The organism is Pseudarthrobacter phenanthrenivorans Sphe3 (assembly GCF_000189535.1).
Lineage (GTDB): Bacteria > Actinomycetota > Actinomycetes > Actinomycetales > Micrococcaceae > Arthrobacter > Arthrobacter phenanthrenivorans.
Window position 1 is genome coordinate 72,498 of the sequence record NC_015146.1, and the last position, 23,859, is coordinate 96,356.

Annotated in this window: 21 protein-coding genes and 4 pseudogenes; 17 read left to right on the forward strand and 8 right to left on the reverse strand. The window is 60.2% G+C overall.

Features of this window, described 5'->3' with window-relative positions; translation table 11 throughout:
- Window positions 1-15 precede the first annotated feature (15 nt).
- Window positions 16-1,278: pseudogene (locus tag ASPHE3_RS20105) on the reverse strand (IS1380 family transposase); the annotation flags it as partial.
- A 794-nt stretch (window positions 1,279-2,072) separates the two neighbouring features.
- Here ASPHE3_RS20105 and ASPHE3_RS20110 point away from each other — a divergent pair.
- The 14 genes from ASPHE3_RS20110 to ASPHE3_RS20175 all read left to right on the forward strand — a co-directional run bounded on the left by ASPHE3_RS20110 (window position 2,073) and on the right by ASPHE3_RS20175 (window position 13,960).
- Window positions 2,073-3,077 (forward strand): ABC transporter substrate-binding protein, encoded by a 1,005-nt coding sequence (locus tag ASPHE3_RS20110; RefSeq protein WP_013603005.1) that lies wholly within the window; start codon window positions 2,073-2,075, stop codon window positions 3,075-3,077.
- Window positions 3,074-3,901: an ABC transporter ATP-binding protein gene (locus ASPHE3_RS20115; protein WP_013603006.1), complete on the forward strand. Its 828-nt coding sequence runs from the start codon at window positions 3,074-3,076 to the stop codon at window positions 3,899-3,901. The genes ASPHE3_RS20110 and ASPHE3_RS20115 overlap by 4 nt, the downstream gene beginning before the upstream one ends.
- A gap of 5 nt (window positions 3,902-3,906) precedes the next feature.
- A complete protein-coding gene (locus ASPHE3_RS20120) occupies window positions 3,907-4,698 on the forward strand; it encodes an ABC transporter permease (protein WP_254363166.1) in 792 nt (263 codons plus the stop codon).
- Complete coding sequence (locus ASPHE3_RS20125) at window positions 4,695-5,489, forward strand: ABC transporter permease (protein ID WP_013603008.1); 795 nt, start codon at window positions 4,695-4,697, stop codon at window positions 5,487-5,489. The genes ASPHE3_RS20120 and ASPHE3_RS20125 overlap by 4 nt, the downstream gene beginning before the upstream one ends.
- A 74-nt stretch (window positions 5,490-5,563) precedes the next feature.
- Window positions 5,564-6,220, forward strand: coding sequence for an N-carbamoylsarcosine amidohydrolase (locus ASPHE3_RS20130; RefSeq protein WP_013603009.1), 657 nt, complete (start codon window positions 5,564-5,566; stop codon window positions 6,218-6,220).
- A 62-nt stretch (window positions 6,221-6,282) separates the two neighbouring features.
- Window positions 6,283-7,539, forward strand: a complete 1,257-nt coding sequence (locus tag ASPHE3_RS20135) for an MFS transporter (RefSeq protein WP_013603010.1) — start codon at window positions 6,283-6,285, stop codon at window positions 7,537-7,539.
- Window positions 7,529-8,392 carry an aldo/keto reductase gene (locus ASPHE3_RS20140; protein ID WP_049786163.1) on the forward strand — a complete coding sequence of 288 codons (864 nt, stop codon included), beginning with the start codon at window positions 7,529-7,531 and terminating at the stop codon, window positions 8,390-8,392. Before ASPHE3_RS20135 ends, ASPHE3_RS20140 begins: the two co-directional genes overlap by 11 nt.
- A 128-nt stretch (window positions 8,393-8,520) precedes the next feature.
- Window positions 8,521-9,984, forward strand: a complete 1,464-nt coding sequence (locus ASPHE3_RS20145; RefSeq protein ID WP_041653596.1) for a Rieske 2Fe-2S domain-containing protein — start codon at window positions 8,521-8,523, stop codon at window positions 9,982-9,984.
- Window positions 9,985-9,987: 3 nt separating this feature from the next.
- Window positions 9,988-10,587 carry a 3-phenylpropionate/cinnamic acid dioxygenase subunit beta gene (locus ASPHE3_RS20150; protein WP_013603012.1) on the forward strand — a complete coding sequence of 200 codons (600 nt, stop codon included), beginning with the start codon at window positions 9,988-9,990 and terminating at the stop codon, window positions 10,585-10,587.
- On the forward strand, window positions 10,584-10,922 hold the full coding sequence (locus ASPHE3_RS20155) for a hypothetical protein (RefSeq protein ID WP_013603013.1): 339 nt from the start codon (window positions 10,584-10,586) through the stop codon (window positions 10,920-10,922). Before ASPHE3_RS20150 ends, ASPHE3_RS20155 begins: the two co-directional genes overlap by 4 nt.
- 16 nt (window positions 10,923-10,938) lie before the next feature.
- Window positions 10,939-11,133 (forward strand): ferredoxin, encoded by a 195-nt coding sequence (locus ASPHE3_RS20160; RefSeq protein WP_013603014.1) that lies wholly within the window; start codon window positions 10,939-10,941, stop codon window positions 11,131-11,133.
- On the forward strand, window positions 11,134-12,366 hold the full coding sequence (locus tag ASPHE3_RS20165) for an NAD(P)/FAD-dependent oxidoreductase (RefSeq protein WP_013603015.1): 1,233 nt from the start codon (window positions 11,134-11,136) through the stop codon (window positions 12,364-12,366).
- On the forward strand, window positions 12,366-13,112 hold the full coding sequence (locus ASPHE3_RS20170; protein WP_085930092.1) for a class II aldolase/adducin family protein: 747 nt from the start codon (window positions 12,366-12,368) through the stop codon (window positions 13,110-13,112). Before ASPHE3_RS20165 ends, ASPHE3_RS20170 begins: the two co-directional genes overlap by 1 nt.
- Window positions 13,113-13,168: 56 nt before the next feature.
- On the forward strand, window positions 13,169-13,960 hold the full coding sequence (locus tag ASPHE3_RS20175) for an IclR family transcriptional regulator (RefSeq protein WP_041653696.1): 792 nt from the start codon (window positions 13,169-13,171) through the stop codon (window positions 13,958-13,960).
- A gap of 688 nt (window positions 13,961-14,648) precedes the next feature.
- Here the strand turns inward: ASPHE3_RS20175 and ASPHE3_RS20180 are convergent.
- A complete protein-coding gene (locus ASPHE3_RS20180; protein WP_031216440.1) occupies window positions 14,649-15,038 on the reverse strand; it encodes a heavy metal-responsive transcriptional regulator in 390 nt (129 codons plus the stop codon).
- 172 nt (window positions 15,039-15,210) lie between these two features.
- Here ASPHE3_RS20180 and merA point away from each other — a divergent pair, with 172 nt between their 5' ends.
- On the forward strand, window positions 15,211-16,653 hold the full coding sequence (merA, locus tag ASPHE3_RS20185) for a mercury(II) reductase (RefSeq protein ID WP_011691634.1): 1,443 nt from the start codon (window positions 15,211-15,213) through the stop codon (window positions 16,651-16,653).
- 52 nt (window positions 16,654-16,705) lie between these two features.
- On the opposite strand, the gene istB is transcribed toward merA, so the two are convergent.
- The 5 genes and pseudogenes from istB to ASPHE3_RS20205 form a co-directional block, all read right to left on the reverse strand.
- A complete protein-coding gene (gene istB / locus ASPHE3_RS20190; protein WP_011691635.1) occupies window positions 16,706-17,521 on the reverse strand; it encodes an IS21-like element helper ATPase IstB in 816 nt (271 codons plus the stop codon).
- Window positions 17,518-19,194 carry an IS21 family transposase gene (istA, locus tag ASPHE3_RS20195; protein WP_013603020.1) on the reverse strand — a complete coding sequence of 559 codons (1,677 nt, stop codon included), beginning with the start codon at window positions 19,192-19,194 and terminating at the stop codon, window positions 17,518-17,520. Before istA ends, istB begins: the two co-directional genes overlap by 4 nt.
- Before the next feature lie 315 nt (window positions 19,195-19,509).
- Window positions 19,510-19,677, reverse strand: a pseudogene (locus tag ASPHE3_RS21755) (ATP-binding protein); the annotation flags it as partial.
- A 41-nt stretch (window positions 19,678-19,718) separates the two neighbouring features.
- Window positions 19,719-20,603, reverse strand: coding sequence for an IS3 family transposase (locus ASPHE3_RS20200; RefSeq protein ID WP_013603021.1), 885 nt, complete (start codon window positions 20,601-20,603; stop codon window positions 19,719-19,721).
- 5 nt (window positions 20,604-20,608) lie between these two features.
- Window positions 20,609-20,899, reverse strand: a complete 291-nt coding sequence (locus ASPHE3_RS20205; protein WP_013599941.1) for a transposase — start codon at window positions 20,897-20,899, stop codon at window positions 20,609-20,611.
- A gap of 243 nt (window positions 20,900-21,142) precedes the next feature.
- Here ASPHE3_RS20205 and ASPHE3_RS21760 point away from each other — a divergent pair.
- Window positions 21,143-21,835, forward strand: a pseudogene (locus tag ASPHE3_RS21760) (IS30 family transposase); the annotation flags it as partial.
- A gap of 14 nt (window positions 21,836-21,849) precedes the next feature.
- Here the strand turns inward: ASPHE3_RS21760 and ASPHE3_RS20210 are convergent.
- Window positions 21,850-23,052, reverse strand: coding sequence for an IS110 family RNA-guided transposase (locus tag ASPHE3_RS20210; protein WP_013599339.1), 1,203 nt, complete (start codon window positions 23,050-23,052; stop codon window positions 21,850-21,852).
- A gap of 237 nt (window positions 23,053-23,289) precedes the next feature.
- Here ASPHE3_RS20210 and ASPHE3_RS21765 point away from each other — a divergent pair.
- Window positions 23,290-23,751: pseudogene (locus tag ASPHE3_RS21765) on the forward strand (IS30 family transposase); the annotation flags it as partial.
- Window positions 23,752-23,859 lie beyond the last annotated feature (108 nt).

Consider the following 23,859-nt stretch of genomic DNA (forward strand, 5'->3'; position numbering starts at 1 on the left):
TTGACACACCTCAGTGATGAGTTTCCGGCGGATGGTGCCGCTGCGTGCTTTGCCCAGGTCTGGGCCGGCGAGGGTGCCGATGGCGCGCGAGAGGTTGAAGGCGATGGTCGCCAGGACCAGCCAGGCGGGTTTGGCGGTGAACTTTCCCGAGGGCAGGTGTGCCAGGGCACTGTCTTTGAGGTCCGCGTTGACCTGCTCAATGATGGCGTGTTGGCGGTGGGTTTTATCTGCGGTGACGGTGTCCAGGTCGCTGGGGGTGAAGAAGGCGTGGAAGCGGTGGGTGTCGAACAGGGTCTGTTGCCCTTCGCCTGCTTTGGCGTTCAGTTCCGGGATCCTGCGCACGACCAGGCGTCCGTGGACGCGGTCGGCTTTCTTTCGGCCCACGAAGGCGGTGAAGGCGGTTTCGGCGACTTCCGCGGAGGAAATCCAGGCTCCGGTGGTTTCATCGCGGACCGCGTCGGTGTATTGGATTGTGGTCCAGTCCTTCTCGTTGATGGTGGCGATGGCTCGTTTGACGGCCGGGTCCATCCTGGCGGTAATGGACACTTTCGCGCCTGCACGGTGGGCAGCGGCGACGACGGAGTGGCCGTAGAACGCACTGTCGGCACGCAGCAGGACCGGCCCGGTGGCATTCTTGCCGCGCAGCCGTTTCACGGTGGCAAGGATGTCCCCGGTGAACTTCCCGGCCCCGCGCGGGGAGCCGGCGCTTCCCTTGCGCAGCCTCGCGCCGATGATGACCGGCGCCGTGGTCGCGGTCGAGAGGATCCCGATCAGCGCGTTCAATCCCCGGACCCCGGAGTAACCGTATCCGGAACCCTGTTTCCGGTAGCCGTGGACTTCTTTGATGGTGTCGTCGATATCGACCAAAGCGTAATCATCGATACCGGAGGCGATCGGGGCCACGGTGGCGACGTTCACCAGCCACCGGGCGGCGAGGGCGTCGAGCTGGCGGACATGGCCGAAGGTGAACGCCCGCAGGAACGATCCCAAAGTCGAGGGGGCATATGCACCGGCGAAGAGTTTCTTCATCCCGCCGTGCCGCAGCAAGGCCATGTCATCGATGGAATCGGCCCCGGCGACCATACCCGCGACCAGCGCAGTGACCTTCAACCCTGCATTCGCGCCGAAGTATCCCGGCAGCGTCAGCCACTGATCAGCGAGTTCGCCAAGGCAGGTTTTCACCGCCAGCGCCATCGCCGGGACCAGACCTGCGGCCGACACGAGGTTGGAATCATCGAACGCAGCTGACACGCGCGTGGATCTATGGAAAAGTTGCACTTACGAGATGCCTCTCGGATTGGTTAAACGGAGTTCTAGACAAACCCCATTTTTTCCGATTCGACAGGCATTCTCCGTTAAACCGCCGCTACGACCTCAACCCGACCGGTGGATCGAGGCTTAGAGGCCGCGCACATGTAGGTCTTTGACCCCAGCGTCGCTGTGGACAAACCATCCTAGTGGTGTACCGCATTTGCACAGCGCCGTTGTGCTGCTCGTAAATGTCTTCCATGTAGGGAAGCGCTACTTCACGAAGCTCAGTATGCGCGTAGGCCAGGATCCCCAGCCGCCAGATTTGGCTGCCCATTTCGTAGCCACGGTCCCCAGCACCGGACCAGGGCTGAGTGCTCCTCCAGCTCCTGACCGATGCGGTGAACTGTGGTTAGAGGCAAGTTGTGGATCTGCGCGATATGGAAGCAAGGGACTGCCTGCGGTGCCTGGTATCGAATGTGCTCAATACAAGGGTGACCCGGCCGCTTGCCGATCTCGTCCTAGGTTCCTTCTCGGTCAAGTCGGCGATTTATCCCACTGCTTGAAGACTGGGGACTGCCCGAGTTATTGCTCCTTGACCTAGCCACCGAGTGCTCTCGAGCGCCGTGGCCCCGCCGACGGCTTATGGGGCGGAGTTCCACCTGAATGTTTTGATGTGGGCCAGTAGGGCGAGGGTGGCGGGACTACTGCAAAGGAGGGGCGCCAGCGAAGGACTCTGCTAAGCAGAACATCCATCTGGACAGCGGGAAAGTGATGTGTTTCACTGAGACCACGGATCTGACACAAGGACGAGGGAGAACCGAATGAGTTTTGAACAAATAGGCCGTCGCGGATTCATCAAGATTACGGCCGCTGCTGGTGGGACTTTATTTCTCGGAGGGTTGACGGCCTGCAGCCAGGACGGGGGCGGCAGCGGTGGGGGTAAGGCGGGATATTCGGGCGACGTAGCAATTACCGGTCTAGCCAGTCTTATCCACTCCGCCCCCTTCTTCATAGCTCAGTCTGAGGGTTATTACGAGGAGGAAGGGCTGACCCTCGAGCATATTCAGTTCCCCGGGGGGCTTGACACTGTTCGAGGGATCGAGTCGGGGATTGGTTTCGGTACGTCGTCCACTATTCCGGTCTTCATCGCGGCCGAGAAGGGTATGGACGTAAGAATCTTCGGTAACGTCTATACGGCGGCTTCTGTCGACTTCATTGCGTTGCCGGGCTCTCCAATCACTTCCATTGAGGACGTGAGGGGCAAGAAAATAGCAGTGAGTACGCCGGGATCGAACTCCTCGTATTTTGCAGACCGCACGCTGCGGGCGGCAGGCATAATTCCCGGTAAGGACGTGGAACTAATTAGCGTCGGCTCAGCGAGCGATTCCTGGACTGCCGTCTCCCAGAATGTCGTTGACGTGGCGTGGACGGCGTCGCCGCTCTCTGAGAAAATCGCGTCGGAAAGCGGAGCAAAGGTGATCTGGCGTTCCCGCGACTATGTAACGGATTGGTCGGACACTTGTCTCGTGGCTACAGGATCGTTCATCGATGAAAATACTGATGCGCTGAAGGGTTGGGGCCGGGCTCTCAAGAAGGCGATGGACCTGATCACGAACGACCTGGAAAAGGCCGCCGAGGTCTACGGAAAGGCTATCGGTTACAAGCCCGAGGTTGCACTCGAGGCGCTTAAGAACTCGCAGAATTTTTACAGCCTGGACTTTACTGATGCCCAGTTGGCCGCTGTGGTCGCCGCCGGTAAAGAACAAGGTCAAATCACGAAAGAACCTGACATGGATGCCATCGTTATGAGGAACTTCCTTTCATGAGCCAAATATTTCCGATCGATACAGTGGGGCATGACAGTGATGTCGTTTTCGACAATATTGGGATGACTTTCGGTACCAAGACGGGAGTTACCCAAGCAGTCGCTAATGTTTCGGGAGTTATACCGGAGGGGAAGTTTGTTTCCGTCATCGGTCCCAGTGGCTGCGGGAAAAGTACGTTGCTTGACATGGTCGGAGGCCTGCTCAAGCCCACCAAGGGCACGGTCAGCATCAACGGTGAGACTGTGACAGGTCCCCGGCGGGACACTGCGATGGTATTTCAAGAGGACTCCACCCTGCACTGGCGCACGGTACTGGACAATGTCGCTTTCGGCCTTGAGGTCAAAGGCGTTCCGAAAGCTGAGCGCTACGAGAGTGCACGCCGAATGATTGAACTTGTTGGGCTCAGCGGTTTTGAGGACCACCGGCCGGGCCAGCTTTCCGGTGGAATGAAGCAGCGTGTTGCTATTGCCCGGGCTTTGGCAATGGAGCCGCGCGTCCTTCTTATGGATGAGCCCTTCGGCGCTCTGGACCAGCAGACCAGGCAATTCATCGGTCGGGAATTGCTGCGCATCTGGGAGAAAACACGCAATCGCGTGCTGTTCATTACCCACGATATCCAGGAAGCCGTTTACCTCTCCGATGAGGTCTGGGTCATGTCAGCAAGGCCCTCCGTCGTCAAGGAAGTGGTAACCATCGATCTTCCGCGGCCACGACCAGAAGGAACACACACGCTGCCCAGGTTCCGTGAATTGGAAGACCATCTGTGGGAGCTGGTGAAGGTTGAGGCTGAGAAGACGCTGGGACCAGGGGCGCGGTTGGCGTGAACGTTATGGAAAAGCCCCCGGCTGTGCAGGAGAAGCAAAAAGCAGCTCTTGTACCGCGTGCATCGCTAGTGCGCTGGGCGATTATTGTGGCGATTGTTGCCGTTCTTGAATTCACCACCAGAACAGGCATGGTGAGCCAGTCGCTGATGGTGCCACCATCGGAAATCCTGATTCGGCTGGCCGAGATCGTCCCCACGGACAGGTTTGGCCAGGATGTTGCCCGGACTCTGACTACCATCCTGGTGTCGTTCACCATCGGACTTGTACTGGGAGTCCCGCTTGGGATCTTCTTATGGCGGGTACCGGCTGCGGGGCGCATCCTTGAGCCATTTATCGTGACCGGCTATGCAATGCCCACTTTGTTGTTCTATCCGGTTCTTCTGGCCATGATGGGACTCAATGCGGGACCAATCATTGTTATAGCTGCGTCGATGTCCCTGATTCCAATCGCATTGACCACGATGGTTGCCTTGAATGCAATCAAGCCGATTCTTCATAAGCTCGCAAATTCCGTCAGCGCCTCCCCGCGGCAGTATTACTTAAAGGTTCTTTTTCCGGCCGCGACGCCACTGATTTTTCCGGGCGTGAAGCTCGGATTTATCTACGCCGTGATCGGCACCGTTGCCATGGAGTTTATTCTCGCGTCCCAAGGAGTTGGTTTCCGGGCCGGCTTCTACTACCGGGAACTTAATACCGCTGACATGTGGGCCTATATCGCTGTCGTCATTGTCCTGAGTGTGTTGGTGAACAGCGTGCTTACTTGGCTGGAGAAACGCATTAGAAGGGACATGCTGTGAGTACCGATGTAACGATTCCCTCGGGAATTATCACTCAGCAGACGGCGGACAGAGTCAGGGTCATCCGAGACAACGTATGGCGCGCTGCCGTGTTGGTGGCTTTGGTACTCCTCTGGGCGTTGCTGTCTACCATGAGTGACCTCGTCGCTTCACCCGCGGATTCGCTTGATGCCCTGGCGGAACGTTTCGCCGATGGCTCCATCTACCGGCACCTCAATGCCACTCTGCAGGCAGTGGCTATCGGGTTCCTTATTGCCGCTGCCATAGGCTTTCCGTTGGGCTACGGCATCGGGCGGAGCAAGTTTCTCGGTGCTGTATTCGACCCCCTCGTCGCAGGCGCCTTCGCCATCCCGCGCGTAATCTTCTTTCCCATTCTTCTGCAGATTTTTGGAGTGGGCGTCGGAGCGCAGTCTGCAATGGCGGCACTGGCCGCGGTATTTCCCATCATGGTCTCGACAACCGCAGGCGTCCGTGCCATCAACCCGCTTCTGCCTAAGCTGGCACGCTCGCTTAGCCTGTCCCCGCTGCAGACCGTGACCAAGATATACATCCCGGCCATGGCACCCTCGCTCATGGTGGGCATCCGTATCGGCTTCAGCATCGCGTTCATCAACGTGATCATCGCGGAATTCTTCGCTGCTCGTGCCGGACTTGGACTCTTGGCGCTGCGCGCCTACGGCATGCTGGACCTGCCGACAATGTACGGCATCATCGTGCTCCTTGCTGCAATCGCCCTGGCCGGGAACCTGGTGCTGTGGGCAGTCGAACGACGGCTGGGCAACAAGCTTTAGCCCTTCGCCCAGGGGGCCTGTACGCCCGCACATGCGGGTGTCTGACAACTGAACGGTCTAAGAAAGAGGAAAGCATGTCCGCGACTGCCGCCCGAGAGGAATACCAGAAGTTAAGGTCTCAGTTCAAAGAAAAAGGACTGGGCGGGAGGATCGGCTTCGGAAGCCGGCCGGCGCTTTTGGTGATTGACATGATCCGCGGATTCACGGATTCGAGATCCCCATTGGCCGGGGATCTTGACGAACAGCTTGAAGCGACTCAGGAACTTCTCGCCAGGGCTCGGGCCGCGACCGTCCCGGTGATCTTTTCGACAGTTGCTTACGATGCTGACCTGCAGGAAGCCGGCAAGTGGATCCAAAAAATTCCGTCCAATAGCTGGCTGATTGAAGGAAGCGAATGGGTGGAGCTTGACGATAGGCTCGACCGTCAAAGCAATGAGATGCTGCTCGTGAAGAAGTACGCATCCTGCTTTTTTGGTACTGACCTTGCCGCGCGACTTGTGTCTAGGGGTATCGATACGTTGCTCATTGTTGGCTGTACCACCAGCGGATGCGTCCGGGCCACGGCCGTGGATTCCTGTTCCTATGGATTCCACACCGTTGTGGTCGAAGAGGGGGTCGGTGACCGAGCCGAACTGCCGCACCTCGCCAGCCTTTTCGACATCGATAACAAATACGGCGATGTTGTTGGCCTGGAGGAGGCAAACACCTATCTCGAGCATGTGCGCGGTTAGGAGCAAGGCGCCAAAGAGGCCGGCATGCCAGCGCTCAAACCGCACGCGGACGCAATAGCGGCATGCCATCGCCCAGCGAAGGCCAGATCCTGGGATCGTCAAGGACTGACAGATTCCTGAGCATTATCGCAACGGTATTGTTCTCGTTCGCCCTAGGAACCCTGGCAGTGATCGTACCGATACTGGCGATGGCTGCAGGATACGGCACGGTCGAGGTCGGAATGATTGTTGCACTGGCGGCTGTTTCGCAGTTGGTGACGCGCGTATTTCTGGGCGCGCTGATGCGCAGGGTTCCAGATAAGACGCTCCTGGCGTATGCGGCGCTCATGATCGCGGTCTCCTGCGCCCTTATCGCGGTGTCGCATGCGCTGGCGGTTTTCGTTGTGTCACAGCTGGTCCAGGGTTCGGCTCGTGCCTTGTTCTGGACCAGCAGCCAGACGCACGCTGTCCGCACGTCTAGCTCGTCCGTTAAGGGATTGACTGATGTCAATCTCGCCGCGGGGTTGGGAGCCCTGATGGGGCCTGCACTTGCCGGTTATCTATGGGAAGTTTCTGCCCCGCTGCCGCTGATAGTGGCGTCAGTGGCCGGAACGGCGGCCGTCATTCCCGTAGTCCTTCTAAAAAAACTTCCGGTATTTGCTCCGGACCATTCCAACGATGGAATTTTCGCTGGAGGGCTTTGGCGGCGGCCGGGGGTTGATGCCGCCTGCTGGATGAACGCTGGAGCGGGTGCCTGGAAGAGCCTCTTGGACTCCTACGTTCCCATCGTGCTTTCCTTCGCCGGACAATCGGTCACTGTCATTGGCATCTTGGTGTCCCTAGCCAACTCGGCCGTTCTGGCCGGAAGTCTGTGCGGAAGCTGGCTGCGCAAAAGTGGAAACAGGATCTCCCTTCTCACGGGCCTCCTGACCGCGGGGGTTGGTTTGGCTGCGGCGGGGCCACTGGCCGGCGTGGCAGTAGCCGCCGCCGTCGCCCTTACTGTATCTGGCGTTGGTGCTGGGATTCTTCAAACTGTCGGGCCGGCGATAGCTGCCGATGAAGTCCATCCCGAAGATCGCGGGGATGCACTTGCGCTAACCGGCACCGTGCGGGCGGCGGCGCTCTTTCTTACACCGTGCGTGATGGCCCTGCTGGTCAGCGTGATCCCGGTTGCCGCAGCGCTGGTCACGGCCGGTGTCCTTATCACCCTTCCGGCAGCGAGGGGTAACCCCAGAAAAGATCTCCCCAAGCAATCCCGGCCACCGCAATCCGCTCCGGGCAGGCCACGCCAACAAGATCAGCTGGAAGCTCCACAGAAAGAGGTATCCGATGACAACTAAAACGATTGATACAACTGCTTCGGAGACTCCCCGGCTGAGGTTGCTGCATGGGCACTCCATCCCACGCTTAGGCCTGGGTACTTGGCCGATGCTGGAGGACGAGTGCGAAGCTGCGGTACGTGTCGCAGTGCAGAGCGGCTACCGGCTGGTTGACACTGCGTTCCAGTACAGGAACGAAGAAGCGGTCGGCCGGGGGATCCGCACTGCGGGCGTCCCACGGTCCGAGTTGTTCATATCCAGCAAGTTCAACAAGGAGTCCCACAGCATTGATGGAGTGCAGCGGGCCTACGACGAGAGCCTGCGAAAACTCGGCCTCGACCATTTGGACATGTTTATGTGCCACTGGCCCGTGCCTGCCCTGGGCAAGTACGTGGACGCGTGGAAGGGACTCGTGAAGTTATTGGAGGAAGGCCGCGTGAAAGCCATCGGTGTTTCAAACTTCAAACCTTCCCACTTGAAAGAAATCATCGATGCAACCGGAGTGGTTCCGGACGTGAACCAAATCCAACTGAGCCCCGATATTGCGCGGACAGAGCCGCGCGCCGTTCACCGGCTATTGGGAATTGTCACTGAAGCCTGGAGTCCTATCGGTCGGTCCTCCGGCCTGCGGGCGCACCCCATCATCATCGAGATCGCTCAGCGCCTGAATAAGTCACCAGCCCAGATCCTGCTGCGGTGGCATGTCCAACAGGACATTGTGCCCATCCCGCAGGCTTCAGACCCGCTCTGGCTCACCGAAAACCTGTCCGTGTTTGATTTCTCGCTCAGCGCCGCCGAGATGGCCTCGATTCGGCAATTGGACAAGGGCGAGGGGGCCGCGCGCGACTCTGATCTGCCTGAAAACGGCCATTGATTCCGACGATGCTTCTTCACGGAATCGAGAGGGGTTGACGAACCTCACATTTTGCGTCATCCTCTTGATTACAGAAACCTTCTCTGCAACACAGAGAAAACATGCGGGCCCAACGAAGGAGACCTCTCATGACAGATCAGACCAGCGTTATCCAGGACGTGCAGCGCGGCATGATTCCTGCACACATTTACAACGATAAGGAGATCTTCGAGCTCGAAAAGGAGCGCCTATTCGGACGGAGTTGGCTCTTCGTTGCCCACGAGTCCGAGGTGCCCGAAGCCGGCGACTACGTAGTGCGCCGTGTGCTCGAAGATTCATTCATCATTTCCCGAGACGAAAAGGGCGAGATCCGTGCTCTCTTTAACATGTGCCTCCACCGGGGAATGCAGGTCTGCCGGGCCGAGATGGGAAACGCCTCGCATTTCCGCTGCCCCTACCACGGCTGGTCCTACCGCAACGATGGGCGCATCGTGGGTCTGCCGTTCCACAAAGAGGCCTACGGTGGGGAAGAAGGCTTCAAGAAAAAAGGCCAGACCCTGCTCCCTGCTCCTTCTCTGGGGGTATACAACGGTCTGATTTTCATCAGCCTTGACCCTGACGCGGAACCCCTTGAGGACTTCCTGGGCGACTTCAAGTTCTACATGGATTACTACACCAAGCAAAGCGCTGACGGCATCGAACTCCGGGGCCCCCAGCGGTGGCGGGTCAAAGCGAACTGGAAGATCGGCGCCGAAAACTTCGCTGGCGACATGTACCACACTCCCCAAACGCACACGTCAGTTGTTGAAATCGGTCTCTTCCGCGAACCCAAGGCTGAGAAGCGCAAGGATGGAACAACCTACTGGGCCGGCAACGGCGGCGGTACCACCTACAAGCTCCCCGAGGGCACCTTGGAGGACCGGCTTCGCTATGTCGGCTACCCCGACGACATGATCGCGCGGATGAAGGAGCAATGGAGCCAGGAGCAGCTCGATGTAGTCGGCAAGGACGGATTCATGGTCTCGGCCGCATCGGTCTTCCCAAACATGAGCTTCGTCCACAACTGGCCGCGCGTAGAGGAGGATTCCGACGATGTCCTGCCGTTTATCTCCATCCGCCAATGGCAGCCCATCAGCGAAGACGAGACCGAGATCGTCTCGTGGTTTGCCGTGGACAAGAACGCGTCTGAGGAGTTCAAGGCCCTTTCGTACAAGGCATATCTCATGTGCTTTGGCAGCGGCGGCATGTTTGAACAAGACGACGTTGAAAACTGGGTCTCATTGACCAGCACGGCGGGCGGCCCTATGGCCCGCCGCCTCCTGCTCAACAGCCGGATGGGCATGCTGGAAAACGGGCAGAACGTCGTAGAACCCCTGACCTCAGATGAGTATTCAGGACCAGGTTCCACGCGGGTCGGCTACAGCGAATACAACCAGCGTGAACTCCTGCTGCGGTGGGCTGATCACCTCGAACGCCCGATGGAGAAAGCGGCCCAGCTGCACGTCGGAACCGATCCTATTCAGGCACCCGCGGCTGCCGAGGCGGATCCTTCACCGGCCGCCGTCGGGAGCACCGCCATCCCGGCCGACCAGATCCTCACAAAGGAGGCCTAGGCCATGAGCGTTGAAACCGATCGCAACGGCAAGACCCTTTCGGAGCAGTCTGTCCTCGGTGGCCATGCCCCACGCACACAGAGGATAGGGGAATCCCTCCCGTTCGATGATGCACTCCACCTTCAAGCGCACCGTTGGCTGGTTGACGAAGCCTACCTTCTGGACGCCCAGGACTATGACGCATGGATGGCACGGATTGCTGAAGACGTGCATTATCTTATGCCCGTCCGGGTGACGACCGCCCTGGGCGCCGGCTATAGCACGTCCCCTGGTATGGCCCATCTTGATGAAAACAGGTACTCGCTCAGCCGGCGGGTAGCCCGGTTTGCCACAGAGCATGCCTGGACCGAAGACCCCCCCTCACGGTTGCGCCACTACATCACGAACGTTCGGACATTCCGCACAGACAACCCGAATGAAATCATCGTTGATTCGGCGGTGCTGCTCTTCCGCAGCAGGGGCGATGTACGGGAGGCCGCCACGGTGTCCGCCGGACGTGAGGACCTTCTGCGCCGCACCGGTACCGGATGGGAGCTGGCACGCCGGACCATCATGGTGGATGAGTCGGTTATCCGCATGCAGAATCTGGCCATATTCCTATGAAAATTGGTTGGGAAGGCGAGGAAGAAGACCGCCTTGCCGCCATTCGCGCGGCAGAGGAACGCGTCCGGCTGGAAGCGCATGCCACTGGCGCTCCGATCGTGATTGCCAATGAGTTTGCCGAGGTGCACATCACAAGGGTGGAGACCCGCAATGGCTCCCGGCTGATGATCAAATCCCCGCGCTCCGCGCAGTGGGTTTCTTTGTGCCCGCTGGAACTCGAGGCGCTGACATGGCAGGCACCGGCAACGTTTTCGGCCATGATCGGAAATCCATTCGGTCCGCTCATCGCCGAGGATGAACGACCGCCCCAATTCAAGAAGAACAGCAACACTTAGGCCAAGGAGTTTGAGCATGCCAGTCGTAAAAGCAGACCTAGCAGCCTGCCAAGGGTACGCCAACTGCGTTGTCGGGGCGACCGATTATTTTGATCTGGATGACGACGGGATCGTAGTCCTCCTCAAGACTGAAGTACCCGAGGCTGACCGAGCCCGGGTCGTGGAGGCAGCCCGCAGCTGCCCCGTTTCCGCCCTGATAGTGGAGGACTAATTGAATACAGTAACTGTCATCGTGGGCTCCTCCATCGGGGGCGTGCGGACGGCACAGTCCCTACGCCTGGAGGGATACGAAGGACGTATCGTTCTCGTCGGTGAAGAAACGGAACTGCCCTACGACAAGCCGCCGTTGTCTAAAACCGTCCTGGCAGGTACAGCAACTGAAGCCTCCATCTGCCTACTGGACCGCGACCAAGCCCAGGAATTAGGAATAGAGCTGCAACTTGGACGTGCAGCAACCGGGATCGACATCGCAGGAAACCTGCTGAATCTGCAAGGTCAGGAAGCTCTGCACTTCGACAACCTGGTCGTAGCCACAGGCGCCTCCGCCCGCCCATCGCCGTGGGGGCAGCGGCCTGGCATCCACGTTCTTCGCACCCTCGACGACGGCCGCAGCCTCCGTGCGGACCTCGCAAAGGGCGGACATCTGGCTGTTGTCGGGGCAGGTTTTATCGGCGCCGAAGCCGCGGCGACAGCGCGGGCGCTGGGTCTGGAAGTGACAGTTATTGACCCACTCCCGATCCCTATGAGCCGCATCTTCAACGCGGAAGTCGGGCAGTGGTTCGGAGACCTTCACAGTAGCAATGGCGTGAAGACAATCTTTGGTACCGGAGTCGAGGCCATCGACGGCGAACAGGGTTCTTTCGCCCTGCGGCTTACCAACGGTCAGAACCTAGAGGCCGCCACAATTCTGGTCGGCATTGGCGCCGTTCCCAACGACGCCTGGCTCGGTTCTTCGGGTCTGCTCGTGGACAACGGTCTGGTGCTCGACGAATACTGCCGCACCGTGGACGCCCCGCATGTCTATGGCGTCGGCGACGTTGCACGATGGCGGCACCAAAAACATGGCGAAGATATCCGAATCGAGCACTGGACAAACGCCGTCGAGCAGGCCGCGTGTGTCGCTTACAACATCACGCATCCGGAGACTCCCCGCGCCTACACTCCCGTCGAATACGTCTGGAGTGACCAACACGATTGGAAGATCCAGGTGGTCGGCCGGGTAGGCGGAAACGCTGAACACGTTATCATCGGGCATCCGGAAGTTCACGGACGCTTCGCCGCTCTCTATACGGTCGACGGTATCAACCTGAGCGGTGCCGCCATCGTCAACTGGCCTAAGGCGCTTCTGGCCTGCCGCCGTGGGATGGGTACGGGAGTCACGGTCCAGGAACTGCGGGAAAAACTCGAACCAATGCTGAACCCCCAGCCCCTGACGGCATCATGATGGAACAGAGTCAGCCACCCCTGACACATGCAGGGGAGAGGGAAGCGATTGCTTTGGCATGCCGTGTGCTGGCACACCGTGGCCTGGCAGACGGCATCCTCGGCCATATCAGCCTTCGAATCGGCGAGAATAAATCGCTCGTCCGCTGCAGGGGTCCCCGGGAGCGGGGATTGGCATTCACTGAAGCCGCCGACATCCGCTTGGTGGACCTTGACGGCAATCCCGCTGCTGAAGGCGAACTGGAAGGGGGATACACCGTGCCCAACGAGCTTCCCCTCCACACCGAGCTGTTACGACAACGCCAAGACATCAACGCGGTCGTCCACGCGCACCCGCCACGGGTCGTCGCAGCTGACCTCGCCGGGCTTGGCGTCCGCCCGATCGTCGGAGCCTTCGATATTCCCGGCACCCGCCTGGCAGCAGGCGGGGTACCCGTGTATCCCCGAGGGGTTCTGATCAGGAACCGCCAGTTGGCGACGGAAATGCTCCACGCTATGGGTGACCGCCCTGTGGTGCTGCTCCGCGGACACGGGCTGACCAGCGCCGCGGAGACAGTAGAGCAAGCGGTGCTTCAGGCAATCAGCGTAGATATTCTGGCAGGATTGTCGCTTCAGGTCACGGCAGCGGGGGGAACGCTCAAAGACCTTCCGGACTCGGACATGGCGGAACTGCCAGACCTCGGCGGGTCGTTCAACACGCAAACGGCATGGAGACACGAACTGGCTCGGATGAACGCTGCGTGGTGAAGCTAGCCGACAGGAGAATACAGACACCCCCACCCATGCTGGGTACGATATCAGGCATGCAATCTACAGATACGGACGCCGCGTCCAAGTACGGTCCGCCGCCACAGTACCCCATCGAATCTGTTGACAATGCATTGCGACTGCTCCTCCTATTCAAAACCCAGCCCAGCATCCGGTTAACAGATGCGAGCAACTATCTCGGTGTCGCATCGTCGACAGCGCACAGGCTTATGGGTATGTTGCTTTACCGAGGTTTCGTGCGGCAAAACCCCGCTACTCGCGCCTATGAGCCAGGCCAGGCGCTCAGCTCCATCGCCTTCGCCATCAGACGCCAGGTGGACATAAGAACCCTCGCTCGTCCTGTCCTCGAACAGCTGTTCCAACAAACCGGGGAAACGGTCCACTTCGCCAGGCTCGAGAGGACAGACGCCCAATTCCTTGATGCCATTGAAAGCTCAAGGGCAGTTCGAGTGGGCTCCCGCCAAGGCCTCACGTTGCCCGCAAACTGCACGGCTACAGGAAAAGCGATGCTGAGCCGACTCACTCAAGAGCAGCTATGGGCCCTGTACCCTAACCAGGAACTCCCCGGCCTAACGGGAAATTCAATAACGTCACGGGCCGATCTTGAAGCCGAACTTGACAAAATTCGGCGCATGGGCTACGCGACAAGCGAAGAAGAAAGCGAAGACGGCGTAACCTCCGTTGCCGTATCGATCACGGGGCCAAGTGGCACGCTTTACGGAATCAATGTATCGGTGCCGGCCCACCGGATGTCGGACAAGCTGCGCGCCGAACTTGGGGGAATGATCCGCGTCGCCGCTGAAAATTTGCAAGGCCTGCTGCTTTAGCCGGCCGCAACCCGTAATGCGGTCGGTCCCGCTTGCTACTCCAGTCGCCCGTTGATCTTTAATCCTCCACCAAGGTGACCCTGATGCCTTGTCCCTGAGATGATACAGATGGCGCAGGGCGGACGTAGTTGGTTGCTGTAAACGTGAACCAATCAGCGGCGCGCCGCGAAGGGATCCCTTCCTCGTTGTCGGCCCCGTCATCAGTGGCCCCAGCCGCGGCCGGAGTTGAATTGAGCGGACACTTCACTCCACAGAAACCAACAGCATCACTCGCACGGGACATATCTGATTCCACTCAGTCATCTTGGAGAAAGGATGCAGGAAGGATGCAGGAACTGCGGCAGGCTTCAGTCGCTATACCTTCATAACAGGGACGAGAAGGGGAATCTTCGCTTGGTGCTGATCAAACGATCAAACCATGGACAACATGGAAGCCAGATTTCTCTGCCTGGGGGCAACAGGGAACCACGTGACGAAGGTGCTTGGGGCACCGCCTGATTGTGTCAACGTGATCGGAGCCCACTAGGACGGCCCGAACGGTACCCACCCGTCGGACGTCCGGGGATGATGTTGTGAGGGTGTCTAGGGGTTCTTGGCGTGGTTTCTGGGTCTGTGAAAACACTGCCGCGGGTTGGGACGATACCCGGGGTCCCGGTTGTTGGAAGCTGGCGTCTGGCGGAGTAGTGCGTCAGAGGTAGCTGCAGATTTGTTCGGGATCGCAGCTTGCGTCGGTCCCGGACGCGGCAGTGGCGTGAAGGCCGGCGACGATGGATCGCAGCGCCATTAGTTCAGAAATCTGGTGGTCCAGTTCGGCCAGCTGGTTGGAGAGAAGGTCTTGGACGTGGGCGCAGGGGGCTTCTCCGGCGTCACGGAGGCTAAGAATTTCGCGTATTTGGGTCAGGGCGAGGCCTGCGGCCCGTCCGCGGCGGATGAATTCGAGCCTGGCCACGGAGTCGTCATGGTAGTCCCGGTAGCCGTTAGAGGATCTTTTCGCTGCCGGGAGAAGCCCGCTGTCCTCGTAGAAACGCAGCGTCTTGGTTGTCATCCCTGCCGCTGCCGCGGCCTCACCGATACGCATCATGAACTCATTTCTTAGCAGGCGGCCAGGACGGCGATTCCTTGACATTCCAGTGTAGGGGAAGGTTGAGAATGGGATGCAGAGCTGGTCTTCGGTTGAAGGCTGCACATGGCGGTCGGTTGAGCAACAGGTGTGCTGGCGGCTGCTTCCCTTCCATCTTCAGGAGTCCCTCGTGTCGGCAGCATCTTTCGATTATGACCTGGCCATTATCGGTTCCGGCGGGGCTGCTTTCGCTGCGGCCATCCGGGCAACCAGCCGTGGCAAGCGGGTGTTGATGGTGGAGCGCAGCACTGTGGGAGGCACGTGCGTGAACACGGGCTGCATCCCGTCCAAGGCCCTGCTGGCCGCCGCGGAAGCCCGCCATGTCGCCCTCGATGCTTCCGGACGGTTCCCCGGTATCAGCACCTCCGCAGAGCCGGTGGATATGCCCGAACTGGTCGCCGGGAAGCGCTCACTGGTCGAATCCATGCGGTCAGAGAAGTATGTGGATCTCGCCGCGGGCTATGGATGGAACCTGCAGCGGGGGACGGCGGTGTTCGCCGGAACCGCAGCCGCACCGGTTTTGAACATCACCGCCCCGGGCGGAACCACCGAGACAGTCAGCGCGGAACACTACCTGGTCGCGACCGGCTCCACCCCCTGGATCCCTGAAGTGCCGGGAATGGACGAGGTGGATTATCTGACGTCCACGAGTGCGATGGAGCTGCAGGACGTTCCCGCTTCGATGCTGGTGGTGGGCGGCGGGTATGTGGCGCTGGAGCAGGCGCAGCTTTTCGCCCGGCTCGGCACGGAGGTGACCATCCTGGTCCGGTCCAAGCTCGCCTCGGCCGAAGAGCCTGAAGCCGGGCATGCCCTCGCCGGTGTCTTCGCCGATGAGGGCATCCGGGTCGTCCGTCGAGCGACAGCGTCCTCGGTCCGGACCGATGAGGTGTCGGGGGACGTGGTCGTGGATGCTTCCGTCTCAGGAGGAAACGAGGAATTCAGGGCCGCGCGCCTGCTCATGGCAACAGGCCGGCGCCCGGTCACGGAGGATTTGAACCTTTGCATGGTCGGCGTTGAAACCGGGGACCGCGGGGAAGTCCTGGTCGACGGGAGCCTTCGCAGTACTAATCCGAGGATCTGGGCCGCGGGTGATGTGACGGGTCACCCGGAGTTCGTTTACGTCGCCGCCGCGCACGGGGCCCTGATGGTGGAGAACGCCTTTGAGGGTGCCGGGCGTGAGGTCGATTACCGGCACCTGCCCCGGGTCACGTTTACCAGCCCTGCCCTGGCCGCTGTCGGGATGACGGACAAGGAAGCGAACCAGGCAGGGATCCGGTGCATGTGCCGGGTTCTGCCGCTCAAATTTATCCCTCGCGCGCTGGTGAACCGTGATACCCGCGGCTTCATCAAGATCGTTGCCGACGCGGACACGGGTCGGATTGTAGGGATCACTGTCGTGGGTAAGGACGCCGGGGACATCGCCGCCGCAGGGATTTACATTCTGGAGGCCGGGATGACCGTTGATCAGGTCGCGAATCTCTGGAGCCCCTATCTGACCATGGCCGAAGGCATCAAGATAGCAGCCCAGTCCTTCACTACTGACGTCTCCAAACTGTCCTGTTGCGCGGCATGAAGTGGTCAACGACAACCTATGTGTTCGTGGGGCGGGCGGCCGCGGCTACCTTTTAGTGCGCGTTCCTTGTCAGGCTGTGGGCGAGGCGGTAGGAATCGGTGCCGGTTTCGATGATGGTGCCGTTGAACGTCAGCCGGTCAACGATCGCGGCGCAGAGGCGCGGGTCGGTGAATGTCTTGGTCCAGCCGGAGAACGACTCGTTGGAAGCGATGGCGATGGAGTTCTTCTCTTCGCGTTCGGTGAGGACCTGGAAGAGGAGTTCGGCGCCGCGCCGGTCCAGTTCCATATAGCCGAGCTCGTCAATGCAGAGCAGGTCCACTCGGCCGTATCTGGCGATGGTCTTGGCGAGGACTTTGTCGTCGGCGGCTTCGACGAGTTCGTTCACGAGCCGGGTGGCCAAAGTGTATTTGACCCGGTATCCCTTCTCCGCCGCGGCGGTGCCCAGCCCGATAAGCAGGTGGGATTTGCCGGTTCCGGAGTCCCCGATCAGGCATAGCGGTGCACCTTTTCGAATCCATTCGCCGGTAGCGAGGGTATGGATGGTAGCGGGGTTGATGTTCGTGTTCGCGTCGAAATCGAAATCACCGAGCCATTTATCCCGGGGAAAGTTCGCGGCTTTGACGCGTCGGATTGAGGAGCGACGGTCCCGGTCATCGCATTCGGCCAGCAGCAGCTCGGCCAGGAAGCCTTGGTAAGAGAGTTGTTCCTTCCCCGCGACGGTCAGAGCTTCGTCCAGAACCGCCCGGATGGTGGGCAGGCGCAATCGGCGGCATGCTTGGTCCACGGCCGCGACCGCGGCCTGCTCAGTCAGACCGCGGCGCCGTCGCAGGGTTGGGGTGATGGTGGTGGCCGGTGCGGTGGGGCTCATGAGATGTTTTCCTTCGACGCGGTTCCTGCGGAGTGTTCGGTGCGTTTGGCCAGCAGCTCGTCATAGGCGCTGATCGCCGGGAGCGGCCGCTTGTCTGGAGGGAGCCCGGCGATGACCGCCGCCGGGTCCATCAGCCGGCGCTGGGTCAGGCTGACAACTCGTTGCACTTTCGCTTCAGCATGAGCACCGCGATGACGGTCAGGACGGGACCCACCAGCAGGGATGCTGGAGGCATGTCGGCGGCCTTCAACCGCCACGACGTCGGCACTGACGGCACCTACTCCAAGGGCTGCGGTGATCCCTGCCTCGATGTCTTCGGCTTCCATCGATCGGTGCAGCAGCAGGACGTCAATCAGTTCACGGGTCCCCGCGGCATCACCGTTGACCCTGCGCGAGGCAGACCAGAAGGCGTCATGGGCGCTGGTGAAAGCACCCGACTCCCGCGCCCTGGCCAAAGCAGTGGAACCAGGCAAAGCGCCGGGCTTGGTCTTGAGGACCTCCAGATAATGGTCCAACTGGACCGACTGCCCGCCCTTGGCAATAATCCGCTGGTGCCGGGCCGCCACCGCGCGGCCGTCGAACACCACAACTTCGGATGCCCGCAATGAAACCCGGACCCGCCGACCGATGAACCGTGCTGGCACCGAGTACTTCACCATCCGCACGGTGATCATTGAGGACCGGTCCACTCTCGGGTTCAACACCAGACCGGGATCGAACTCGTCGGCCGGCAACGGTGCCAGGAACGGGCGCTCGGCGGCGAAGTCTTGGCCGATAGTGCGGATCCTGCCATCAATCCGCCGCTGATCGTCTTGAACCTCCCGGCTCCGGATCCAGTCGTTGAGCTCATCAAGGGACCTCGCCACGGGCATCGGGGTCAGCCGGTTGCGGCGGAACCAGCCCACCTCGCCCTCGACCCCGCCTTTCTCGTGAGCGCCGGCAAGACCTGGCTGGCAATAAAAGGCATCAAATCCATAGAACGAGCGAAACAACACCCACCGGTCATTCTCCAGGCGGTTCCGCCCCTGACCGAACACCACGGCCCTGACGGCACTGGTGAGGTTGTCATAGCGGATATGTTTGACCGGCACGCCGCCGATCTCGTTGAACGCCTCGACGTGGCCTTCCAGAAACGCTTCCTGGGCCTGGGTGGGGTAAATCCGGTGGATGGCTTTGCCGGAGTGAGAAAGCCGGAAGATGAACATGTGGCATTTCGTCTTTACCCCGTCCAGCACGATCCAGACTTCACCGAAGTCCACTTCCGCTTCCGCGCCCGGGGCGTGCTCCTGAGGAACAAATACCTCAACCCGGCGGTCGGCCTCCACATCGATCTGCGCCCGGCGGACCCGAACGTAGTCACGCACCGTCGAATACGACAACTCGTCCGCTCCATGCTCCTCGATGAGCCGGGCAAGAATCCTCCGGGCAGTGTGACGCTGCTTCCTCGGCGCCGTCGTGTCCTCGACGAGCATGGCGTCGATCGTCGGTTTATAAGGATCAAGCCGCGGCGAGGACCGTACAGGAGTTTTACGCTCTGGCGGGACCGGGGAACTTAACGCCTTACGCACGGTTTTCCGCGCCACCTGGTGCCTGCGGGCAAGCTCCCGGATTGACGCGCCCTCCACCCGGGCATCCCTCCGAATCTGCGCGAACAACTCCACTCTTGACCCCATCCCGGCCCTCCCGTCGTCGATCCAACACTGGATGGATCAACGTTCACAGGTGGGTACCATTCAAGCCGTCATTAGGTTCGGCATGTCCGGCTGGTGGGTACCGTTCGGGCCGTCCTAGTGGGCTCCGATCAGACTGTCATACTCACCGCCCTTCGTGAAATTATCGAAGAGCTGGGACTGAGCACCAAGCAAATTGTTTTACTCTCTCAAATCGAACCAATTGATACCCACGTAACCCGCTATCGAGTTTTGTTAACGCCAACCGAAAATGGGGCCAATAGTGCCAATTGAAAACGGGGCCACGGGGTTGTGGTTCTATTGTGCCGTACTGGCGGCGGGTTGGTTTTTGAGCCGGTAGCTGTTGCCTTTGAGGCTGATGACGTCGGCGTGGTGGACGATCCGGTCGATCATGGCCGAGGCGATGGTCAGGTCTCCGAAGACGTCGCCCCAGCGAGCGAACGGGAGGTTCGAGGTCAGGATGAGGTGTGTCAAGGATGTGAGACAGTCGCGTAGTTTCTTTTCGGTCAGGCAGCAGCGGGAAGCTGTTGGTTTCTGGTTGTGAAGTTGGCCATAGCCGTCGCCGGCCGCAGGCCTTCGTTGTTGGTGTGAGGCCGCCAGCGGTTGTAGAACACTTCGATGTAGCGCATAGTGGCCAGTCTGGCGTCCTGGCGGGTGGTGAAGCTGTGGTGATGGTAAAACTCGTTTTTCAGCGATGAGAACAGCGATTCCGCCACGGCATTATCCCAGCACACCCCGGTGGCGCCCATGGATTGGCGGATGTTATTCCCGGCGCACCAGGCGCCCATTTCGCGTGACGTGTACTGCGTTCCATGATCACTGTGGAAAATCGCGTTGGGACTCAAATGGCCGCGGTCTCTGGCCATCGTCAGGGCCCCGGTGACCAGCGAAGCGCGCATGTGTTCAGCCATAGCCCAGCCGACGACCATGCGGGTGCACAGGTCGATGACGGTGGCCAGGTAGAGCCATCCCTCGTCAGTGCGCAGGTAGGTGATGTCTCCGACCAGGCGCGTTCCGGGTGCTTCTGCTGTGAAGTCCCGGCCGATGAGGTCCGCGAAGACCTTGTCCGGATCTGAGGGGATGGTGGTGCGCTTGAAGGCGCGCATCCGCTTGGCGACCCACCCGTTCTCGGCCATAATCCCGGCCACGGTACCCACTGAAACCTCGATGCCGGCGGCGGCCAATTTGGTGTGGACCATGCGGTGGCCGAAGATCCCGTCGGAGGAATCGAAGACGGTCTTCACCTGATCGGTCAGCTCCCGGCGACGGAGCGCGGTCGGGGTTTCTGCGGCGTCCAGCCACCGGTAATACGTGGCCCGTGGGAGATCAAGCTGACGGCACATCCAGGCCACCGGGAAGTCGGCGTTCTTCTCCTGAACAACTCGGTACAAGTCCTCTACCGTTGTTCTTTGGCGAAGAACGCCGAAACTTTTTTCAGGAAATCGTTCTCCCTCTCCAGCTCGCGCAGCCGTGCCTCCAAAGCCTTGTATTTCGCAGGATCCACCGGATCATCCGGTTTGCCGCCGCCCTCCGTTTGCCCTTCACGGGACAGTCGCACCCAGCGTTTCAACGCGGTAACGGAAATGCCGAGCTCCGGAGCGACAGAGGCGGGTGAACGCCCAGATGAAACCACGAGCTCAACGGCATCAGCCTTGAACTCATCGGAATAGGTAAGTCGAGCAGACATGAGCACAATCCTTTCAAACTGTGTCTCACATCAGTAGTACACCTCAGGATCATGGACGCGTGTTCATAGCGGCTCGAGACCTGTCAGCGACGGTCGAAAACTGAGCCATTTCGTGGGCTTGGCGTCTAGTGGTCGTTGCAACACCTGAGCTTTTAGGAGTTGCAATTGGCAGATATGAAACGACCACGAAAGTCACGGGGTGCCCCTCCAAAGAACGCTGCACGGGCTCACTATGATCAGCTGATGAAACAGGGAATGGGCAATTCCGAAGCGTGCCGAATCGTCGGAATCAGCCGTAGTTCCGGCACTCGATGGCGGCACGGCCACTCAGTTGTTCTGAAGTCCGGCGACGTCAAAAAGATCGCTCCTATCTCCCGTCTTAGACCAGCCGCGATTTCTGCCCGATTTCTCTCCGAGTCCGAACGGATCACGATCGCCGACCTCCTGCATGCCGGGCGGAGCATTCGCGCTATCGCAATGGAACTCGGGCGCAGTCCTTCAACTGTGAGCAGAGAGATTCGCCGGAATATTCACGAGCCCTCTGGCAACTACCGTCCGCGGACGGCCCAGCGCAGCGCCGAACGTAGACGGAGCCGCCAGCGGACCGGGAAGATCGCGGCCAACCCGGCGCTGCAGGAGTTCGTGCGTGAACATCTGAAGCAACGCTGGAGTCCCCGCCAGATCAGCAACCGTCTACGCGCTAATTTCCCGGGACAACCCGAGATGCACGTCGTGCCCGAGACTGTTTATCAAGCTCTCTATGGGCGTGGAAGCCTGGATTTGGCCGTGGACCCTGCAGTCTCGCTGCGCAGCGGTCGGACTGGCCGCCGGCCGCGCCGCCGAAAGGAGCACCGGACCAGGCGTTTCCCGGACATGGTGATGATCCGGGACAGGCCCGCGGAAGTCATCGGCAGACTAGTACCGGGGCATTGGGAATCTCAATGTTTCTGTCAAGCCGCCTGAGCGGTGATGCGTGGCATTGGTTCCTGGTAGATGGTGTGGTCACGGAGCATCGCCCAGAGGACGTTGATGCGACGTCTGGCGAGGGCGATGAGGGCCTGTTTATGCGACTTTCCTTCTCCGCGCTTCCGGTCGTAATAGGTTCTTGAGGCCGCGCTGTTCTTCAAGCTGGAGAGGGCGGCGAGGTAACAGGTCCGCAGGAGCCTGCGGTTAAAGCGACGTGGTCGGTGCAGGTTCCCGCTGATTCGTCCGGAATCGCGCGGGACGGGAGCCAGCCCCGCGACGCTGGCGAGCCGGTCGACTGAGTCAAACGCGTCCAGGTTGCCGCCGATGTTCGCGAGAAAAGTAGCTGCGAGTACGGGGCCGAAGCCCGGCATGGTGAGCAAAACATCGGCGCTGTCGTGCTTCCCGAACAGGTCCGTGATCTGGGCATCGATGCCGGCGATCTCCGCATCGAGAGTGCTGATTTGCCCGGCCAGCCGGACGACCAGGGCAGAGCCTGTGGTCTGAGTTGGCAGTACGGTGTGCTGGGAGTTTGCGGCTATCAGTGCCTTCTCTGCCATCTTGGCACTATTGCGGCAGCCGCGTTTCCTCAGCCAACCGGTGAGCCGAGCTAGTCCGATCCGCCGGATGCCCTCGGGTGTCTGGTAGCCGCCCAGGAGGACCAGGGGCGCCTGTTTGGAGTAGTCGAACGCACGCTCGAGAGCCGGGAAATATTCCAGCAAGGTGGCGCGGAGCCTGTTGATCGCCCGGACACGGTCGCAGATCAGATCCGTACGGCGGGCGGTGAGGAGCCGCAGGTCAACGCTGATCTGGTCCGTGCGGCGGACTGGTTGGAGGTCCGTGCGCATCCGTGCCTGGTCAGCGATGATCCTGGCATCTTTCGCGTCGGTCTTGCCATCTCCGCGGTAGGTCTCCGCAGCGTGATGCACGATCCGTCCAGGTATATAGAGCAGTTGCTGGGCGTGCGCGGCCAACAACTCGATCAACAGGGCCGCTCCGCCGGAATTCAGATCCGTGGCCCAGCAGACTTCGCCCCCGGCCGCGATCTCCGCGATCGTGGCTATGAGTTCGAGCACTGCGTTTTCGTCGTTCTCGACCCGTTTCGAGAGCAGCACGGTCCCCGTCTGATCGATCACGACGCAATGATGTGCTCTTTTGCCTGAGTCGATTCCTACCCAGAATGCCGGCATGTTCAGTCTCCTTCGATCAGCTCCAATTTCGGTTGGCCCTGTCGATAACTACGCCGGCACGTCCTTACCCAACGATCAATGTCGTAATTCTCAATCAGCGGTCGAGTCATCGGCGGGCAGCGGGCGGCCATTCCCAGTGAGCCATCCAAGCGGCAGGGCGACCTAGGCCATACCCGCCACCCGAGGGTGATCGAAACACTACGACAGCTCCGAAATCACCCACAACAAAATCGTAAGGAGGGCGATCTAATAATTGGGAAGGGCGGCCGCTCGGCCATCGCCACACTGGTCGAACGAACCACTCGCTTCATCATCCTCGTGCACCTGGCAGGAAACCGTGGTGCTGAGAATCTGCGCGATCGGCTAGCTGATTCGATGAACCCGCTCCCGCCGCACCTGCGCCGTTCTTTGACCTGGGATCAGGGGACTGAAATGGCTTGCCACCAGAGTTTTACGCGGCAGACGCTGATTCCGGTCTATTTCTGTGATCCCGCGAGCCCCTGGCAGCGCGGCTCAAACGAGAACACTAATGGCCTGCTCCGGCAGTACTTCCCGAAAGGAACAGACCTCGGCGTCCACAGCCCCGAACACCTCACGACGGTCGCCGCTGAACTCAACCGCAGACCACGCGAAATCCTGGGTTGGCAGAGTCCCGTAGAGCACCTGGCTAGACTGACTTCACCGGCGACCGAACCATAAATTGTTGCAACGACCGCTGAACTCCGCCGCCGTCACTATGGCTCAGTTTTCGACCGTCACCGACAAGACCAGCTGGAAGAACAGGTTCGCCGCGTCCTGATCGAACGG

Excerpts from the sequence above, each read along its gene's own strand:
- ASPHE3_RS20110 (WP_013603005.1), top strand. The coding sequence starts at position 2,073 with ATGAGTTTTGAACAAATAGGCCGTCGCGGATTCATCAAGATTACGGCC.
- ASPHE3_RS20115 (WP_013603006.1), top strand. The coding sequence starts at position 3,074 with ATGAGCCAAATATTTCCGATCGATACAGTGGGGCATGACAGTGATGTC.
- ASPHE3_RS20120 (WP_254363166.1), top strand. The coding sequence starts at position 3,907 with ATGGAAAAGCCCCCGGCTGTGCAGGAGAAGCAAAAAGCAGCTCTTGTA.
- ASPHE3_RS20130 (WP_013603009.1), top strand. The coding sequence starts at position 5,564 with ATGTCCGCGACTGCCGCCCGAGAGGAATACCAGAAGTTAAGGTCTCAG.
- ASPHE3_RS20135 (WP_013603010.1), top strand. The coding sequence starts at position 6,283 with ATGCCATCGCCCAGCGAAGGCCAGATCCTGGGATCGTCAAGGACTGAC.
- ASPHE3_RS20140 (WP_049786163.1), top strand. The coding sequence starts at position 7,529 with ATGACAACTAAAACGATTGATACAACTGCTTCGGAGACTCCCCGGCTG.
- ASPHE3_RS20145 (WP_041653596.1), top strand. The coding sequence starts at position 8,521 with ATGACAGATCAGACCAGCGTTATCCAGGACGTGCAGCGCGGCATGATT.
- ASPHE3_RS20150 (WP_013603012.1), top strand. The coding sequence starts at position 9,988 with ATGAGCGTTGAAACCGATCGCAACGGCAAGACCCTTTCGGAGCAGTCT.
- ASPHE3_RS20155 (WP_013603013.1), top strand. The coding sequence starts at position 10,584 with ATGAAAATTGGTTGGGAAGGCGAGGAAGAAGACCGCCTTGCCGCCATT.
- ASPHE3_RS20160 (WP_013603014.1), top strand. The coding sequence starts at position 10,939 with ATGCCAGTCGTAAAAGCAGACCTAGCAGCCTGCCAAGGGTACGCCAAC.
- ASPHE3_RS20170 (WP_085930092.1), top strand. The coding sequence starts at position 12,366 with ATGGAACAGAGTCAGCCACCCCTGACACATGCAGGGGAGAGGGAAGCG.
- ASPHE3_RS20175 (WP_041653696.1), top strand. The coding sequence starts at position 13,169 with ATGCAATCTACAGATACGGACGCCGCGTCCAAGTACGGTCCGCCGCCA.
- ASPHE3_RS20180 (WP_031216440.1), bottom strand. The coding sequence starts at position 15,038 with ATGCGTATCGGTGAGGCCGCGGCAGCGGCAGGGATGACAACCAAGACG.
- istB (WP_011691635.1), bottom strand. The coding sequence starts at position 17,521 with ATGAGCCCCACCGCACCGGCCACCACCATCACCCCAACCCTGCGACGG.
- istA (WP_013603020.1), bottom strand. The coding sequence starts at position 19,194 with ATGGGGTCAAGAGTGGAGTTGTTCGCGCAGATTCGGAGGGATGCCCGG.
- ASPHE3_RS20205 (WP_013599941.1), bottom strand. The coding sequence starts at position 20,899 with ATGTCTGCTCGACTTACCTATTCCGATGAGTTCAAGGCTGATGCCGTT.
- ASPHE3_RS20210 (WP_013599339.1), bottom strand. The coding sequence starts at position 23,052 with ATGCCGGCATTCTGGGTAGGAATCGACTCAGGCAAAAGAGCACATCAT.